This window comes from Polynucleobacter necessarius, from assembly GCF_900096765.1.
Lineage (GTDB): Bacteria > Pseudomonadota > Gammaproteobacteria > Burkholderiales > Burkholderiaceae > Polynucleobacter > Polynucleobacter necessarius_F.
In genome coordinates, this window is record NZ_LT615228.1 from 812,022 (window position 1) to 830,518 (window position 18,497).

The following is an 18,497-nucleotide window of genomic DNA, read 5'->3' on the forward strand; positions in this document are numbered from 1 at the left end:
TACTTTATGAGTGCAAAACACAAATTCGTGCATTTGTAGATAATGGATTCATTTAAATAAGTGAGCTTTTATATGACCCAAGAAACCATTAGTAAAGCCCTCATGCAGCAACTTCTAAAAATTGGGTCATCCCTAAGCAGCGAAAAAGATATTGATCAGATCTTGGAGAATATTCTTCAGGCTGCCATCAAAATCACCAATGCTGATGCCGGAACACTATATAGAGTCACAGATGAAATGTTTCTGAAATTCGAAATTCTGCACACCAAAAGCAAAGGGGTTCACCTGGGCGGCAAAAGTGGCAACCCCATTTCCATTCCTCCGCTTCCACTTTTTAAAGAGGATGGTAGTCCCGACCTAGCTAGAGTAGTTTGCTATGCCCACCACAAAGAAGAGACTGTCAATATTGCCGATGCATACAACGTAGAGGGTTTTGACTTTTCTGGAACACATAAGTTTGATGCTGCCAATAATTACCGCTCAGTTTCATTTTTAACAATACCCATGAAAAACCATGAGTCCGAGATTATTGGGGTATTACAGCTCATTAATGCCTCTGACCCTCACAGCGGAGAAGTGATTCCTTTCTCATCCGAGAGTCAAGAAATTGTCGAGGCCTTAAGCTCACAAGCGGCGGTTGCACTAACCAATCGATTGCTGATCAATCGCCTTGAAGAATTATTTGAAGGCTTTATTGGCATAATCAATGATGCTATTGATGATAAGTCGCCCTATACAGGGGGTCACTGCTCGCGGGCGCCTGAGCTCACAGTCATGCTGGCCGATGCGGTAAACAATACCAAAGGGGGCCCTCTGAAGGACTTCACGATGACCGAGGGCGATCGTCACGAACTCAAAATTGCAGGCCTATTACATGACTGCGGAAAAATTACTACGCCGGTACATATTGTCGATAAAGCCACTAAGCTTGAAGCCATTTTTGATCGCATCGCACTCATTGACTTAAAAGCGCAAATTGTCTTGCGCGATATTGATCTTGCAATTGAGAATGGGCAACTGGATCAAAATACTGCGGAGAAACAAAAAGCTCAACTTCTTGAGGACCTGGCTTTCTTACAAAAAACCAACATTGGTGGCGAATTTATGTCTAACGCTGATGTGGATCGGGTGAGTGAGATCGCACAGCGCCATACCTGGAAGAACTCAGCTGGCGAATTAGTTCCTTTCTTAACTGCCGATGAAATTAAGAACCTCACCATTCGCGCGGGCACCTTGACCGAAGAAGATCGCCAGATCATCAATCACCACATCGAAGTCACCATCAAGATATTGGAAAAACTACCATGGCCTAAACACCTCAAAAATGTTCCTGAATACGCTGGTGGTCACCATGAACGGATGGATGGCAAAGGCTATCCCAAAGGTCTCACGCGCGATCAAATGTCTGTTCAAGCAAGGTGTATGGCTATCGCCGATGTTTTTGAAGCTTTGACCGCCTCAGATCGACCTTATAAAAAGGGCAAAAAACTCAGCGAGTCATTAGAGATTCTTGGGAAGATGAAGCTTGGCGCACATATCGACCCTGATCTATTTGACGTCTTCATCTGGGAAAAGGTATACGAAAAATATGCCGAGAAATACTTGCCGGCTGAGCAAATTGATGAAATTGATGTGTCGAAAATCCCAGGCTATAACCCCCCACCTGAAAATCACCAACTCAAGCACCAGCTGCTGCACTCACGCAAGTTTGCCATGTCTTGATCAATATAAACGAGTGTGACTGACTCGCTTGATCTCGGCCACTGGTAATTGCGCAATATCTCGCAGTTTTTCATGCTTGTCCTGCTTGAGGTCGATCAAGGGTTCGATCTGTGCGTAAGAAGAGGGTACAAAGCGATCGCCATTTTCCTGGCTTTTCCTTAGAACCCCAAACTCAATTCTACTGCGCTCATCGTCACTTAATTTGCTAATTAAATCTTTTGTGGCCCAAATACTGCCGTGCCTTGCAAAATCACTGAGCCGAGATGCTTGATTGATTGTATTTCCCAAAACGGCAAATTCAATGTGATTTGCTGACTGAAAACTACCAAGCCACTCTTGACCCTCATGCAAGCCAATGTTGAGCTGTAACTCAGTAAACCAATTCTTCTTATGCTGCCAATTTGAACTGATTTTGCGCATCGCCAGACGTAGTTCATCGGCGCAGGCTATGGCATTAAATAAGTAATTACTCTCTGCTTGTGGGAAAAAATAATACACAACGCCATCACCCACATGCTTTCCATGTGTACCGGTATATTTGCGCAATACTGGACCCATCGTTGCCCATATTTCATTAATCAGCGCAAAGTATTCATCAGGGGGGAGCTCAGAACAAATGCGTACTGAATTTTGCAAATCTGCAACCACCACAGCCAAGGGGGTCATCACTGGCAAGCGCTTGCTAAGCAAAGACTGAATTACTTGGTCACGACGAGCAAGAAAGTTGAGTAGATCATCACCCCTCTCTTGGCTAGGTGCATGCACAACCAAGATTCCTTCACGGAAATACACCGCATAAATACGGTAGCAAACAAGCTGCCCTCGAGCATCTTTTTGGAAAAACTCTAATTCGTTAACTGCTTGCTCTTGGTCATTCACTTTTGTCGCAACCTCATCGAGGAGTGGCAACATTTCTGGGTCTGTCTTGAGCACCAATTTTCGCAGGGGCTCATACCCAATTCGAGAATTTGCCAATTGCAGCAATATCCCCACCAAGGCACGTTGATCTTGCAGCGATAAACACACCTCTGACTTAGAAAGCAAACCTAATACATTGCAGTCAACACTCTTAGCGGGTGGTGCGAGAAAGCCAAAAACTTCTTTGCGGGCATACTCATTGAGCCAAGTGAGCTCAAAGTTGTAATTAATCATGTAAGCCGGATGACTCAGGGTATCCAGAGACAAAGAAAGATTGCCCAAGGGATTGGCCGGCGGATTTTCTGAACGAGCCGTAGAGGAACTTCGACCAATTGATCGCATTGCTGGCCGCGAAATAAGTTCTTCTTGCTGCAATTCTTGAACTTCAAGTAAAGCATCTGTTTGCGCTAGGCGCTCGGCAACCTGTGTCATTGATAAGCCCTGCGTCTTCAAAATTTGAACCGCTTGCACTCGCTCTAAGGCATCATCGGGGAAAAAACCTAATACTCTAGCCCCACCCTCATCCGCGCTCGCGGATAGGGATTGCACATCAGGCTTTGGCAAGATGCCTAGCTGGATGTAGTTGTTAAGAGTGGCACGCGATATCCCCGTTTGGTCTATCAGCGCCTTGCTAGAGATCATTTATCTATCTGTCCAAGTTAAAAAGTGCGGCCGGGAGATCATTTATACAGATATCTCCATCACTTAGACAACTATTTGTGTATAAAAGTAGATTAATACTAGACAGTTAGTTGTCTAAATCCAACAAATTTCTGTATAAATCGAAAATATACAGCATTATGAAATTGAGTAAGTGTCTAAATAGACTGCTGTAACTGTTAATACCAATTTGGAAGATTTATTACTGTCTAAATTATTGGAGGCTTTTGCAGCCAAAGTAGAACAGCATAGGCCCGAATATGAGCGCTTTTTGAGAATTCCAAAAAAAAGGGGGGGTAGACAGTAGGTGGGGCGAACGACGGGGCTCGAACCCGCGACAACCAGAATCACAATCTGGGACTCTACCAACTGAGCTACGTCCGCCGTTGTAGAAAGAAGGATTATATCCTTATTAAGCCGCTGCAAGCCAAACGCACTAATCAACTATCTCTAAATCAAAAGCTGCCCAATCTCCAAGACAAAGACTGGCATCCAAAAAGAAGTCGGCGATAGCAGCTTTACTTTGCACCTTAGCTAAAGCGTGATGATCAGACAATCGTTGACGCCAATAGCGCGACCCTGCCCTACCATGCGCCAAGCCCAAAATGTGCCTTGTAAAAGCACCGATATAAAACGGCTTACCCTTGGCTTGGCACTCCTCAAACCATCGAGTAACCTGCCCCACTAATGCAATCTGAATGCGATGCCACTCTGTTTCACTAAAAAGATATCCTGCAGCCTCTCCATCAGAATGAATCAAATCATCCCAGCCAAGCAGTAATGCAGGGAAATGATATGCCGCTCTACCCACCATAAAACCATCAAAATCATGCCAATGACTCGCAATTTGTTCATTGGTTTCTAGACCGCCGTTTAAAAGCACGCGAAGATGAGGAAACTCCTTTTGAGCATCAAGCCTCAACTGGGCAGCCACCTCGTAGCGAAGTGGCGGTTTACTGCGGTTCTCTTTTGGTGACAAACCTTTTAACACCGCGTTTCGAGCGTGGATCGTCACCTGACTCGCGCCCGCATCTGCAACAGCCAAAATGAAATCAAGGGCAAATTGATAATCCTGTTGCGAATTGGCGGGATCCATAGAATCCAAACCGAGTCGGTGCTTCACCGAAATGGGAATATCTACTGCATGCTTCATCGAGCGTACGCATTGAGCCACTAATTTAGGCTCTGCCATTAGGCATGCGCCAAAGGCACCACGTTGCACTCGCTCTGAAGGACATCCGCAGTTAAGATCAATCTCGTCGTAAGCCCATTGTTGCGCAAGTTCTGCCGATCTAGCCAAATCACCTGGCTCAGAGCCGCCTAATTGCAACACAACAGGGTGTTGCTCAGGTGAATAATCTAAATGACGCGGTACATCGCCATGCAACAAGGCCCCAGTAGTCACCATCTCGGTATACAAGACAGCTTCTTGAGTAAGCGAGCGATGAAAGGATCGGCAATGCCGATCTGTCCACTCCATCATGGGAGCAACCGCTAAACGTTTCTTTGGGGAATCCATCATCTTCATTTGTTAAACGGGACGAGTTGGGATTTTAAATGGTTAACAGAACCTAGCTTGCCTTTAACCATTGCTTGCGCTAATGCGGAGATACGTACTACTTGTTCAGCTTTGCCTCTAACTCTACAGCCAAATCCAATGCGCCCATATACCCAGATTTGAGATGGTTTGGTAAATCAGGATCGCCAACCATTGCGCCCAAGGTCTCAACCAAGCTAAATACAATTCCTTTGGCAGCGCCCACAGCAATTGTGTTATTGGCTACAGCCTCATCAATATGATTTACGGCATCGAGAAAATAATCATGCCCTGGTAGGCCGTCTGGTCCGAGTGATTCCTTAGTCATGGATTTCATCCTATTTGGTAGTAATTACAACATTTGATCCACTTTATAGAAAAAGTGACGAGCATATGCAAGTATTTCTTTATCTGAAGGATGATCCACAGTTTCTACACCAACAATATTTTCTGCAATCTGAGGATCGTGGTGGTGCGCATGCTTGATTAATTCAAGCTTAGCCGAACCAGGTCCAATGATCAATATTTCTTTGGACTCTTTTACAGCCTGAATATCTGAATGAAGATATTTGGAATCGAGCGCTAATTTACCGCTTCCTACTTCGCCGCCCTTATGGTGAAGGTGATGGTGTGTCGATTTACTTCTAATGACCTCGGCCTCACTCGCTGACTCGCTCAAAAATAAAACATGGGCTGCTTGATGATCGATCCAGATAACTGCGTGATTTAATGACATATTGACTTTCATTTTGATGGGGATGTTTTCCATTGAGCATACTCCCTCAATGAGGGACGCGCATGTCAGAATTTGATGTAAGTCACAATTCAGTGGTAAATATGGATGGATTGAAGCAATTGCGCACTATATGAAGACCATGATGAAATTATCCCTAACTCGTATCCTCCCCATTCGCTTAAGTACATTTGCTATTTGCATTACTGGCAGCATCCTGAGTGGGGTTGCCATTCTTGGCGGGGCTTCGATGTGGCCGGTGTTTGTAATATTTACCACCCTCACCCTAGTAGGTATTTACGATTGCATTCAACAAAAGCACGCTGTATTAAGAAATTATCCGATCCTGGGTCACATGCGCTTTTTGCTGGAGTTTATTCGCCCAGAAATTAGGCAATACTTTATTGAAGGGGATAACGATAAAACTCCATTCTCCAGAGAGCAAAGGACGCTTGTTTACTCTCGCGCCAAGGCAGTGGCAGATGAGATTCCTTTTGGAACCACTTTGGATGTCATGGCTCCTGGATATCAGTGGATCAATCAATCATTGGCGCCTACCCACTTGCCTACACATGATTTTCGTATTGAGATTGGCGGCAAAGACTGTAGTCAAAAGTACCGAGCAAGTATTTTCAATATCTCCGCCATGAGTTTTGGATCCTTGAGTGCCAATGCCATCATGGCATTGAACTTAGGCGCCAAAAAAGGTGGATTTGCCCATGACACTGGCGAAGGGTCTATTTCTCAATATCACCGCATTCATGGAGGAGATCTGATTTGGGAGATTGGCTCTGGTTACTTTGGGTGCCGCAATGAAGATGGCACGTTCAATCCTGAAAAGTACAAACAAAATGCCATAGATCCTCAAGTCAAGATGATTGAAATTAAACTCAGTCAAGGGGCAAAACCTGGACACGGCGGTATTTTGCCCGGCCCTAAAGTCACTGAAGAGATTGCCGCCACACGAGGCGTCAAAGTGGGCGAAGCTTGTATCTCGCCGGCTTCACATAGTGCTTTTTCAACGCCAATCGAAATGATGCAGTTCGTAAAACAATTGCGTGATCTATCAGGCGGTAAACCCGTTGGATTTAAGCTCTGTATAGGCCACCCCTGGGAATGGTTTGGAATCGTGAAAGCGATGCTAGAGACCAAGATCTATCCCGACTTCATAGTGGTGGATGGCTCTGAGGGCGGTACAGGCGCTTCCCCAGTTGAGTTTACGAATCACGTGGGAACGCCCTTACAAGAAGGTCTTCGCTTGGTGCACAACACGCTCAGGGGTGTCAATTTACGAGATCAAATCAAGATCGGCTGCTCAGGGAAAATCATCAGCGCATTCGATATGGCAGTGGCATTTGGTCTAGGTGCAGAATGGTGTAACAGCGCCCGTGGTTTTATGTTCTCGATTGGTTGCATTCAGGCTCAAGTCTGCAATACTGGATATTGCCCAACTGGCGTAACTACCCAAGATCCTGCCAGACAAAAAGCCTTGGTTGTTCCCAATAAGTCTGAGCGCGTCTTTAATTTCCACAACGAGACTCTAATCACCTTAAAAGAGTTGGTAGAAGCAGCCGGCCTACAACATCCTTGCGAGATTGACGCATCCCATATTGTTCGTCGAATCAACAAAAATGAAGTTCGGCTTTTATCCTTCCTACTACCGGAAATGCCCGCAGGCCTCTTACTCAATGCCCAAGTGATTGATCCCGCCTTGAATTTACCTAGGGTATTTGAACTCTACTGGCACAAAGCCCAAGCAGCCAGTTTTACAGCTTTAAAAGATTGAGCATTTAAAACTATAAACTCTGCTTACTTTGAAACGCGCGTTTTTCCCCAGCAACCGGGTCTTGAAATTCAAGCTCTTTTGCTAGAAGCTGCAAGGGTTTTGAAAAGTCAAGTTCATATTTCTGATAAGGAGTGAGGATCGGGTAAATCTGATCATTTCGAATCGGAATCCCTAGGGCGTTCAGATGACAACGTAGCTGGTGCTTTTTACCGCTTCCTGGGCTAAGACGATATCTGGCCATTGCCCCTTTTTGTTCTATCAACTCAATCAAGGTATCTGTATTTGGATCGCCAGCTACCTCTTGCATTTGCAGAAAGTGCTCTGACTCCTCCAGACGACTTGTGTAGGTCATCGGCAACTGATCAACTAAGGCTCGTGAGAATGGGGCAATTGCCTCATACACTTTTTTCACTGCTCGATCACGAAATAAATTTTGATATTGCGCTCGCTCTTGAGGAATGATTGAAAAGATCACCAAGCCTGCTGTATCACGATCAATCCGATGAACTGGACTTAAGCTTGAGATTTGAGTTTTCTTTCTCAATCGATTCAATAATGTCTGATGCAAATACAGCCCACTTGGAGTGACTGGCAAGAAATGGGGTTTATCTGCAACCAAGATATGTTCATCTTGATAAATAATTTCTTCTTCAAATGGAATTTCTGGCTCGCGTACCAAGCTTCTGAAATACATCAGATGGGTATTGGGTAGGTATGGATCGGTTCCAGAAAGTGAGCGCCCTTCGATATCTAAAATCAAACCATCTTCAAATCTTTGCGCCCACTCTTTAGCCTGGATATGGGGAAATTGTGCAATGAAAAATTGCAGTAAATTCGGATGAGATTGATCAGCGGGTAAAAATACCCGTGATGCTAAAACCCCTTCTGAATTCACCTGAATGCTCATAGCGCCCCGTCATTTGGAGCCCTATTTTAACTACGTAGCTTGAGCAAATACGGGGTCACGCTTTTCTAAGAAGGCGGTAATACCCTCGCGATAATCGCTTCCCATATAGACGTTCTTACGTAGAGATTGCAAATGTTCAAATACCGCAGGATTCATCACGGCAGCATCCGAGAGCATTTGCGCTTGAGCCTTCAGCACTGAATTGGCCTGTGGAGAACGTGAAGCAATCGTTCTGGCCATTTGATATGTCTTTGCTTCTAACTCGCTGGATACATACAGATGGTTCAGAATGCCAATCTGCAATGCGCGGTCTGCTCCAATTGGATCGGCCGTCAGAACTTGCGGTATAGGGAAGACCGAGCTTTGCCGGGGTAATGGCAAAAGTAGAGTCATGGTCTCCCATGGCGATATCACAACTCATAATTAAGTCTGTGGAAGCGCCCCAAACAGAGCCGTCAACCATGGCAATGACTGGCGCTCTAAATGCACGAATCGATTTGAGCAACACCATCACAGGGTCATCTGCAGGCAAAGGATCCCGTTCGGAACGCGGCAACTCCATGACATCATGCCCCGCTGACCAAACTTTGTTTTTCTTATCAGACCTGAGAACTAATACGCGTACATCTTCTTTGCCAAATACCTCTAAGGCATGGTGGATTTCTTCAATCAAACATTCGCTTAGCGCATTGCGCTTGCTGTAATGATTAAAACGTATGGTGGCAATAAGATCTGCCTGCTCTGTTTTGATGTATTGATAGTTCATTTTGATCATTGCTTGTCTGCGCCACTACTGAGGGCCTGATGGATCATGCGGCAATCAGAATATCGCCCAACTCCATCTTTTCCCACCAAATAAATGGCAGTAAATAGACCGGTTCACCAGCATCTTGCAAAATTTCAAGAGCACCATCATAAGTTTTATTGGCCTCGTATTTCCCGGGGTTTAAGGGAAAGCATCCTTTATCGGTGCCGTCATTGCGACGCATTCTGGCGACAATATTACGAGTGATGTAAACAACCATGATTTTTCCTCGGTTCAGAGTACTAACTGATAGGCTTATTGACTCAAAATATTCTTTTTGGATCGGGCAATGACTGTCTCATGCCCTCTTTTTGACGTCTTTTACCCAATTTTGGGCATACCTTGATTTATCGCACTAATCTTGTGCGACGCAATAATGCACCCATGTGGTGAACTTATAGACTTTGGAGCATGTCTATCCATGCCGCCCTTCATCATGTTACTGAATATGACTATGACCGCCTGGTCGAACTAGGTCCGCAAGTAGTTCGATTGCGTCCAGCCCCACATTGTCGCAGTCATATTCTTTCTTACTCACTCAAGGTTGAGCCAAAAGGTCACTTTGTGAACTGGCAACAAGATCCTTACGCCAACTATCAGGCGCGTTTAGTGTCCCCCGAAAAAACTCAGAAGTTCAAAGTAACGGTAGATCTGGTTACCGAGATGGCGGTATACAACCCCTTTGATTTCTTTTTAGAGCCAGACGCAGAAAATTATCCATTTACCTATAACTCAGATCTTAAAAAAGAATTGCGCCCTTATCTCGGACGAATGCGCAATGCGACCTTGAATCGGTATTTCAACTCAATTGATCGCGCGGAGATGCGCACGATTGATTTTTTAGTCAAACTCAATCAACAAGTTCAAAAAGATATTCATTACCTCATTCGGATGGAGCCCGGTGTACAGACTCCAGAAGAAACCTTGGAGCTACGGAGTGGCTCATGCCGCGACTCTGCGTGGCTTATGGTCAATCTTTTACGTCTATGCGGCTTAGCTGCACGCTTTGTTTCTGGTTATCTAATTCAATTAAAGCCGGACGTTAAGGCGCTTGATGGCCCACCGAGGTAGATTTCACTGACTTGCACGCTTGGTGTGAAGTGTATCTTCCTGGCGCAGGCTGGATTGGCTTAGACCCTACCTCCGGTTTGTTTGCTGGCGAAGGCCATATTCCGGTTGCCTGCACGCCTGAGCCTTCAGGTGCAGCCCCGATAGAAGGTAGCGTCGATAAATGTGAGGTCGAATTTAAACACAGTATGGAAGTCACTCGTATTTATGAGTCTCCGCGCGTGACTAAACCCTAGACACCAGATCAGTGGGAAGCGATTGTTAATCTAGGACATCGAGTTGATCAAAAACTAGAGGCTGGCGATGTGCGCCTCACGATGGGCGGCGAACCAACTTTTGTATCGATCCATGGTCGTGATGAATGTGAGTGGAATGTAGATGCTTTAGGTCCTACCAAGCGTGGCTACGCAACCGATTTAGTCGAACGACTGCGCAAGCAGTATGGCGAGGGTGGCTTCCTGCACTTTGGTCAAGGCAAATGGTACCCTGGAGAGCAATTACCCCGTTGGGCGCTTTCTATTTACTGGCGTGCTGATGGTCACCCGGTTTGGAAGAACCCGAAGCTTTTTGCTGATGAGCGTGATCCGATCCAGTACACCAATAAGGATGCTGAGAAATTTGTCTACACCCTCTCCAAAAAATTAGGTCTTGCGGATGAGTTTATCGAGCCTGCCTATGAAGATGTTTTCTATTACTTATGGCGTGAATCCAAACTTCCCGTCAATGTAGATCCTTTTAAATCCAACCTAGATGACGAGATGGAGCGTACTCGCCTAAAGCGGGTGTTTACGCAAAAACTCGATTCAGTCATTGGTTATGTATTACCCATTGAGGCCAATCAAGGCCAACACTACTTCGATACCAATTGGAAGACGGGTCCTTGGTTCTATCGTGATGATCGACTCTATCTCTTACCAGGCGACTCTCCTATGGGTTATCGCCTGCCATTAGATTCCCTACCTTGGACAAACAAAGCCGATTACCCCTACATGATTAAGCAAGATCCCTTTGCTCCCAGACCACCGCTGCGATCCACTGCACCAGTGATTGGACAATATCCAAAATCTGGCAAAAATTCTACGGTACAGACCAGCGGCAATTCAGGATCTATATCCGGTAGCGGCAAAACTATTTGGAGTCAATCACAAGAGATTCGCTATCCACAACCTCAAGAATCTGCAGCTTGGATTACCCGTACCGCTTTGTGCGTCGAGACACGGGATCCTATGCGCTCGAACGGGCCTGATGCAGAGAATAAGTATGGCGGTAAAAATGGCGCGCTTTATGTGTTTATGCCGCCACTAGCGCGTCTTGAAGACTACCTCAACCTGCTAGAGGCTGTAGAGGCTACGGCTGAAGAATTACAGTTTCAAATTGTGATAGAGGGCTACCCTCCTCCACGTGACCTCGCCTCAAAATTCTTCAAGTCACGCCGGATCCAGGCGTCATTGAAGTCAATATTCATCCAGCGCATAACTGGAATGAATTAGTCGAGCACACTGAGTTTTTATACCAAGCTGCTTTTGAATCGCGCCTATCTGCAGAAAAATTCATGATCGATGGTCGTCATACTGGGACTGGTGGTGGAAATCACTTTGTCATGGGTGGCGCAACGCCAGTCGATAGCCCATTCCTGCGCAAGCCAGAACTCCTAGCAAGTTTGATTTTGTATTGGCACAATCACCCTAGTTTGAGCTATCTCTTTAGCGGCATGTTCATTGGACCCACTAGCCAGGCTCCACGGGTGGATGAAGCGCGCAATGATCAACTCTATGAACTTGAGATTGCTCTAAAAGAGATGCATGAAAATCGCAAAAAGTATGGTGCCAGCATGCCACCATGGCTGGTCGATCGAACCTTACGCAATATCTTGATTGATGTTACTGGTAACACCCATCGGAGTGAGTTTTGTATCGACAAAATGTACTCCCCCGATAGCCAAACTGGTCGCTTAGGTTTACTTGAATTGCGCGCCTTTGAAATGCCGCCGCATGCACAGATGAGCATTGTTCAACAATTACTTATTCGCGCATTGATTGCTCGCTTTTGGAATGAGCCTTATCTAGCTCCGGCTACCCGCTGGGGCACTGAGCTGCATGATCGCTGCCTCTTGCCTACCTTCATCAAGATGGATTTTGATGATGTGATCGAAGAAGTGCAGCACCATGGTTATGATTTTAAGCCTGAGTGGTTTGCGCCACATCTCGAATTCCGCTTCCCCTTAATTGGCAAAGTACAAACAATGGGTACTGAAATTACCTTACGCAATGGTCTTGAACCATGGCATGTCATGGGTGAAGAAAGCACCGGTGGCGGTACGGCACGTTATGTAGATTCTTCAATCGAAAGGATTGAAGTGCGTGTCACTGGACTTAACCAAAGTCGTTACACCATCACTTGTAATGGTGTAGCTCTCCCCATGCAACCGACTGGTGTTGCTGGAGAATATGTTGCCGGTGTTCGCTTTAAGGCCTGGAATCCTCCATCGAGCTTGCACCCTAGCATTGGTGTTCATGCGCCGCTGGTGTTTGATGTCGTGGATACTTGGATGAAACGCTCGGTTGGCGGCTGTCAGTATCATGTCGCTCACCCTGGCGGACGCAACTACGATACCTTCCCAGTAAATGCATATGAGGCAGAGAGTCGCAGGCTTTCTCGTTTCTTCCGCATGGGCCATACACCCGGATTGCTTGAGGGTATTACAGCCAATATTGACCTACCAGCCAGCAGGGAGTTTCCATTTACGCTGGATATGCGCCGATGAGACAATAGGCTGTGGACTCTTCTCAAGCCAACCCTTTGAAATCTACAGCCCACCCCTCTCTGGTGGAGGAGGTTACGCGCCTAGCACCAAAAGCCAAAGAAGGTCACTTTGATGAATTACGCGGCAGCACTCCTGAACTTTTGCCGCACTGGAAAACATTTTTTGAGCAATTAGAACCCTCAGGTCTTTCTGATTTAAATCAACGCACACTTGAACTCAATCGCCAAGTCCGAGATAACGGAATTACCTACAACGTCTATGCAGATGAATATGGCCCGCAACGGCCTTGGTCGGTGGACTTATTTCCTCTAATCATTAGCCCTGACTCATGGCAAGAAATTCAATCTGGGGTATTGCAAAGAGCCAGATTATTAGAAAACATCATGAAGGATGTATACGGTCCTCAAATCTTGCTCCAAAAAGATGAGTTCTTAGATCCTTTGGAATTACGCTCTGACTCCACATTGGGCATTCCGGGGCTGATGCAAGTCATTCGTGCGGGTAATGTCATCTTGGCTAACGCTCCTGGCTCTGCTTTTTTAGAATCTCCTGCTCTCCTAGGATTCTTGCCTGGCATCAGCGAATACCTACTAGGCGAACAGATTGAGTTGCCTGCAATGGATACTTGGTGGTGCGGAGAAAGGGCTGCATTAGAAGCAGCAATCCCCAATCTTAGCTACAGCGCCATCAAACCCACCTACCCAAACGGCACTGGCCATCCAAATTATGAATCTGCTTTAGGTGGTGAACTTACGCAGGCCCAACTCGATGAGTGGGTCGGCAGAATTACTCGCCAACCTGATGAACATACCGTACAAACCTATATTCCCTTAGCGCAAATGCCTACTTGGCTCAATGCTTTTAATCTCAATGATGCTACCTTGATAGAGCCTCACTCTTATATGCTGAGGATATTTGCACTGAGCAATGGTCCAGATAGTTGGCAAGTATTGCCAGGTGGTCTAGCCCGTATTGCCGGTACTGACTCGGCAATTGCGTCTATGCAAAGAGGCGGTAGTAGCGCTGATGTCTGGGTACAAAGTAATCACATCGATGCTAATACGGAGCATCAGGCTCAGCAAGCCCTACAAAACAAAGAATTGGTCATGCGCAAACGTATGGTGACCAGTCGCGCAGCTGAAAACTTATATTGGTTTGGCCGCTATACCGAGCGCAGTGAAAATATTCTGCGTTTAGCAAAGTTATATTTAGAAAATATCAATAGCGAATACACTCCTTCTCGCTCGTTATGGACATGGCTTGAGCATCTTTGTCACCAATATGGCTTGGTGCCCGAGGGTGTACCAAGCAACTACGATCAAGGGGATATTCGTCACCGCATCTTTGAGAGAACGCTCATCAATTCGCTCAACGGCAGTGAAGGCATCACGAGCGTAGGCTTTAATCTCAACGCCATGAAACGTACCGCATCCAATGTTCGCGAAAGACTCTCACCTGAACAATGGAGCACTATCAATTACTGCATTGAGAACTTCGGTCAAGATTGCCACAAAGCTAATACCTTCCATGACTTTTCGTCTTCATTAGCGATAGATGCCCTAAAGAAAGCTAGCAGCTCCTTAGCCGCCATTACTGGGGCCCAGACTGACCGGATGACGCGTGATGACGGTTGGCAACTGCTCTCTATTGGTCGTCATATTGAACGTCTATCCATTTTAACGACGGTTTTAGACTCAGCGATCGAAATGGGCTTGCTCTTTAATCCAAATACAGACAGCTCGGGCTACACAGCCCTTCTCAATATTTTTGATAGTACGATTACCTTTCACGCACAGCACCAGCAAAGTCGTGAAATCGCCCCACTAGTCAGCCTCTTAGTGCTCGATAATGAAAACCCCCGTTCGCTTGCTTGGGTTAGCAAAGCGCTGCGAGCTAGATTATCCAAACTGGCTGGCACGGAGCGCAATAACCCTGATGAATTAACTCGCAGCGTTACCAAGCTTCAGGATTACGACTTAATCAAACTCTCCTGTACGGACGACTATGGTAATTTCTCAGAATTGAGAAACTGTTTGCATGCTGTCTCTCAATCAGCATGGAATGTTTCTGATGAAATCAGTGCGCGCTACTTTAATTTGATTCACTCCAATGAATACAGCGTCCAAATATAAGTATTGATGACTATGTTGCTTGAAATCACCCACGACACCCATTACTCCTATGATCCTAGCGTAGAAATTGCGCAACATTTTGCCCATCTCAAACCTGCCTCCATGGCAAGTCAGCAAGTGTTGCAGTCTGCAATCGAAGTCAGCCCTAAACCAGCCTGGACAGAAGAGAATGTAGATAACTTTGGTAATGTTTGCACTTTTTTTTTCGCTCCAGAGTAGGCATAGCGAGCTTTCGATAGTTGCCAAGTCGCTTATTGAGACTGCTAGCGCAGTCAATATTGGCCCTAAACCACAAGAGACTCCAGCCTGGGAATTAGTGCGCGAGTATTTTCGCTATCACTCCAACACCAAATGGGATGCGGCTTCAGAGTTTTTATTCACCTCCCCTTTTATTGCATTACGCCCTGAATTTGCAGAATTTGCCAGAGCCAACTTTACAAGCGGTAGACCAATTCTGGAAGCGGCCATTGATCTCACACAGCGTATCTACGGTGAATTTCATTATGTCAGCAAGAGTACTGATATTGGCACGCCGGCACTTGAGGCTTTAGAGAAACGTGAAGGTGTTTGCCAAGACTTTGCACATATTCTCATCGCATCATTGCGAAGCATTGGTTTACCCGCCAAGTATATTAGCGGCTACATCCTGACAAACCCACCTCCCGGCCAAGCGCGCCTAATTGGCGGGGATGCCTCACACGCCTGGGTATCGACCTACGTGCCTAACATCGATGCGAATGGTCAACTATCTAAAGGATGGTGGTGCGATTTAGATCCAACCAACAATCGCTGGGGCTATGAAACTCCGGGGGAAGACTACGTGCACCTCGCCCAAGGCAGAGACTATGCTGATGTATCCCCTATTCGAGGAGTGATACATGGTGGATCAGACCATACTTTAGATGTTGCTGTCACTGTGATGCCCATCAATTCTGAAACTTGATTACTGCAGTGGCGAAAACAAGCTATTTATCAGTCAAAAACTGTCACAGAATGATTCTCCGGCTGAGCAAGCGAACAATTATTTTTTCAACTTGGCTAATGCCATTGCCATTGCATTATTAATTGGGGCAGCCTGTCTTCTATCGTCTTGAGCTTTTCTGGGTTCAATAGAGTGAGGACGATTTGGGGCTTTTCGTTCTGGCCTTCCTTTTTGGCTCAGTTTGGGTGCTTCATCGGACAGCCGCATCGTTAATGCAATACGTTTACGCTTCTCATCCACTTCAAGCACCTTCACCTTCACTACCTGCCCTGCTTTTACAACAGAATGCGGGTCTTTAACAAAGGTATTCGACAGTGCGGAGATATGCACCAAACCATCTTGGTGAACTCCAATATCCACAAAAGCTCCAAAGGCTGCGACATTGGTAACCACACCTTCCAAAATCATATCGACTTTCAGATCGCTTATTTGCTCAACACCGTCTTTGAATGTTGCGGTGGTAAATTCTGGGCGTGGGTCACGACCTGGTTTTTCTAATTCTTTCAGAATATCAGTAACAGTCGGTACGCCAAACTGATCATCAGCATACTTTTCTGGAGAGAGTGACTTCAGTAGATTGCTATCCCCAATAACCTCTTTTACACCTTTCTTGATATCTTTCAGAATCTTTTCTACTAACGGATAGGATTCTGGATGAACCGCTGAGGCATCCAATGGATCTGGGCCATTCATGATGCGCAAGAATCCAGCGGCCTGCTCAAATGTCTTTTCACCAAGACGCGGAACACTTTTCAGATCTGTTCTGGACTTAAAAATGCCTTTGCTATCGCGATAAGCAACAATACCCTCAGCTACCGTGCTCGACAAACCTGAAACTCTAGCTAGTAATGGCGCAGATGCTGTATTCACATCCACGCCAACCGCATTGACACAATCTTCCACCACAGCGACTAAGGATTTGGCTAACTGGGTCTGCATCACATCATGCTGATACTGACCTACGCCAATCGATTTGGGATCAATTTTCACTAACTCTGCCAGAGGATCTTGCAGTCTTCTCGCAATTGATACAGCGCCGCGTAAGGAGACATCCATGCCGGGCAATTCTTTTGAAGCATATTCCGATGCGGAGTAGACAGAAGCGCCCGCTTCTGAGACCACAATCTTGGTAAGACCTAATTCGGGTTTTGCTTTTATCAGATCTTGCGCCAGCTTATCCGTCTCGCGTGAAGCAGTTCCGTTGCCAATCGAAATTAAGGTAGCTTGATGCTTCTCAGCTAATTTTGCCAGCGTAACAAGTGATCCCACCCAGTCATTTTTGGGTTGATGCGGGTAAATTACATCGGTATCAACGACTTTTCCAGTTTCATCCACAACGGCAACCTTTACACCAGTACGCATACCAGGATCTAAGCCAATGGTGACTCTAGGACCAGCAGGCGCCGCCAGGAGGAGATCTTTCAAATTGCGAGCAAAGACATTGATTGCCTCAGTTTCTGAGCGCTCGCGCAGCGCAGTCATCAGTTCTGACTCTAAATGTAATGAGCATTTAATACGCCAGGTCCAGCGCACAGTGTCAGACAGCCAAGCATCGGCTTTTCGCCCCTCATTCTTAATTTTGAAATGATGAGCAATACGCATTTCACAAGGATTATGAGGTGAATCCCATTTCGGCTTTTCTTCTTCGCTATCAAGACGTAAAGTCACCATCAATATCTGTTCACGGCGACCCCTAAAAAGTGCTAGCGCTCGATGAGAGGGGATTGCTTTAATGGGCTCCGAATAATCAAAGTAATCCGCAAACTTTTCACCTTCTTGCTCTTTGCCGGCAACCACTTTAGATTCGACGACACCATGATCCTGCAAATATGTTCTGAGCGAGTGCACCAGTGCAGCATCCTCAGCAAAGCGCTCCATCAAGATTTGGCGTGCGCCCTCTAAAGCCGCTTTGACATCGGGCACACCAGCGTTATCGCCCTGCTCGGTTTTAAAGGCTTCTTTAATGTACTTCGCAGCCTCTACTTCTGGATCTAGATTTGGATTGGTGAGTAAATCATTTGCCAAGGGCTCGAGTCCAGCCTCAAAAGCAATCTGCGCTTTAGTTCTGCGCTTAGGTTTGTAGGGCAAATAAAGGTCTTCTAGGCGAGTCTTATCCTCGGCAAGCATGATGTCCTTGAGTAATTCTGGGGTCATCTTATCCTGCTCTTCAATTGAAGCTACGATAGTTTTGCGACGCTCTTCTAATTCGCGCAAATAAGTTAAGCGCTCTTCTAATTTTCGTAATTGGACATCATCCAAGCCTCCAGTAGCCTCTTTACGATAGCGAACGATGAAAGGAACAGAGCGCCTTCGTCCAATAGCGCAATAGCGGCGGCTACTTGATTGGGTTTGGCAGATAGTTCTTGGGCAAGACGTTGTTCAATTGATGGCAACATGGATAGTGATTCTGTTTTTTCTATGTGTATTAGTGCTGATATTTTTTGAATATGTAATTCAGAGAAGAACAAAAGCCACCCGGAGGT

The 18,497-nt window shown here is 46.0% G+C and carries 12 protein-coding genes, 1 tRNA gene and 3 pseudogenes; 6 read left to right on the forward strand and 10 right to left on the reverse strand.

Features of this window, described 5'->3' with window-relative positions; all coding sequences use genetic code 11:
• The first annotated feature begins 72 nt into the window (after positions 1-72).
• Positions 73-1,722 (forward strand): HD domain-containing phosphohydrolase, encoded by a 1,650-nt coding sequence (locus DXE33_RS04250; protein WP_114638763.1) that lies wholly within the window; start codon positions 73-75, stop codon positions 1,720-1,722.
• Here the strand turns inward: DXE33_RS04250 and DXE33_RS04255 are convergent, their stop codons facing one another.
• From DXE33_RS04255 to DXE33_RS04275, 5 genes are all read right to left on the reverse strand, one after another.
• Positions 1,723-3,282, reverse strand: a complete 1,560-nt coding sequence (locus tag DXE33_RS04255; protein ID WP_114638765.1) for an adenylate/guanylate cyclase domain-containing protein — start codon at positions 3,280-3,282, stop codon at positions 1,723-1,725.
• A gap of 326 nt (positions 3,283-3,608) precedes the next feature.
• Positions 3,609-3,684 (reverse strand) — tRNA-His (locus DXE33_RS04260).
• Between the two features lie 52 nt (positions 3,685-3,736).
• Positions 3,737-4,819, reverse strand: a complete 1,083-nt coding sequence (dusA, locus tag DXE33_RS04265) for a tRNA dihydrouridine(20/20a) synthase DusA (protein WP_408634195.1) — start codon at positions 4,817-4,819, stop codon at positions 3,737-3,739.
• A gap of 97 nt (positions 4,820-4,916) precedes the next feature.
• Positions 4,917-5,165: a hypothetical protein gene (locus tag DXE33_RS04270; RefSeq protein WP_114638769.1), complete on the reverse strand. Its 249-nt coding sequence runs from the start codon at positions 5,163-5,165 to the stop codon at positions 4,917-4,919.
• A 24-nt stretch (positions 5,166-5,189) separates the two neighbouring features.
• On the reverse strand, positions 5,190-5,606 hold the full coding sequence (locus DXE33_RS04275) for a translational machinery protein (protein WP_231970376.1): 417 nt from the start codon (positions 5,604-5,606) through the stop codon (positions 5,190-5,192).
• Positions 5,607-5,715: 109 nt separating this feature from the next.
• On the opposite strand from DXE33_RS04275, the gene DXE33_RS04280 reads away from it, so the two are divergent.
• Positions 5,716-7,356: an FMN-binding glutamate synthase family protein gene (locus DXE33_RS04280; RefSeq protein WP_114639717.1), complete on the forward strand. Its 1,641-nt coding sequence runs from the start codon at positions 5,716-5,718 to the stop codon at positions 7,354-7,356.
• A 10-nt stretch (positions 7,357-7,366) separates the two neighbouring features.
• Here DXE33_RS04280 and DXE33_RS04285 read toward each other — a convergent pair whose 3' ends face one another.
• From DXE33_RS04285 to DXE33_RS04295, 4 genes and pseudogenes are all read right to left on the reverse strand, one after another.
• Positions 7,367-8,263, reverse strand: coding sequence for a pseudouridine synthase (locus DXE33_RS04285; protein WP_231970377.1), 897 nt, complete (start codon positions 8,261-8,263; stop codon positions 7,367-7,369).
• A gap of 30 nt (positions 8,264-8,293) precedes the next feature.
• Positions 8,294-8,656 (reverse strand): enoyl-CoA hydratase-related protein, encoded by a 363-nt coding sequence (locus tag DXE33_RS10415; protein ID WP_269460022.1) that lies wholly within the window; start codon positions 8,654-8,656, stop codon positions 8,294-8,296.
• A pseudogene (locus DXE33_RS10420) lies at positions 8,628-9,038 on the reverse strand (enoyl-CoA hydratase-related protein); the annotation flags it as partial. The pseudogene DXE33_RS10420 and the gene DXE33_RS10415, both read right to left, overlap by 29 nt.
• 34 nt (positions 9,039-9,072) lie before the next feature.
• Complete coding sequence (locus DXE33_RS04295; protein WP_114638771.1) at positions 9,073-9,288, reverse strand: hypothetical protein; 216 nt, start codon at positions 9,286-9,288, stop codon at positions 9,073-9,075.
• A gap of 191 nt (positions 9,289-9,479) precedes the next feature.
• Here DXE33_RS04295 and DXE33_RS04300 point away from each other — a divergent pair.
• The 4 genes and pseudogenes from DXE33_RS04300 to DXE33_RS04310 all read left to right on the forward strand — a co-directional run bounded on the left by DXE33_RS04300 (position 9,480) and on the right by DXE33_RS04310 (position 15,975).
• Positions 9,480-12,900 (forward strand): annotated as a pseudogene (locus tag DXE33_RS04300) (transglutaminase family protein).
• An 11-nt stretch (positions 12,901-12,911) separates the two neighbouring features.
• Positions 12,912-15,032 carry a circularly permuted type 2 ATP-grasp protein gene (locus DXE33_RS04305; protein ID WP_114638773.1) on the forward strand — a complete coding sequence of 707 codons (2,121 nt, stop codon included), beginning with the start codon at positions 12,912-12,914 and terminating at the stop codon, positions 15,030-15,032.
• Positions 15,033-15,038: 6 nt separating this feature from the next.
• Positions 15,039-15,251, forward strand: coding sequence for a transglutaminase N-terminal domain-containing protein (locus DXE33_RS10110; protein WP_231970378.1), 213 nt, complete (start codon positions 15,039-15,041; stop codon positions 15,249-15,251).
• A complete protein-coding gene (locus DXE33_RS04310; RefSeq protein ID WP_231970379.1) occupies positions 15,220-15,975 on the forward strand; it encodes a transglutaminase-like domain-containing protein in 756 nt (251 codons plus the stop codon). Before DXE33_RS10110 ends, DXE33_RS04310 begins: the two co-directional genes overlap by 32 nt.
• A 78-nt stretch (positions 15,976-16,053) precedes the next feature.
• Here DXE33_RS04310 and DXE33_RS04315 read toward each other — a convergent pair.
• A pseudogene (locus DXE33_RS04315) lies at positions 16,054-18,410 on the reverse strand (Tex family protein).
• Between the last annotated feature and the right edge of the window lie 87 nt (positions 18,411-18,497).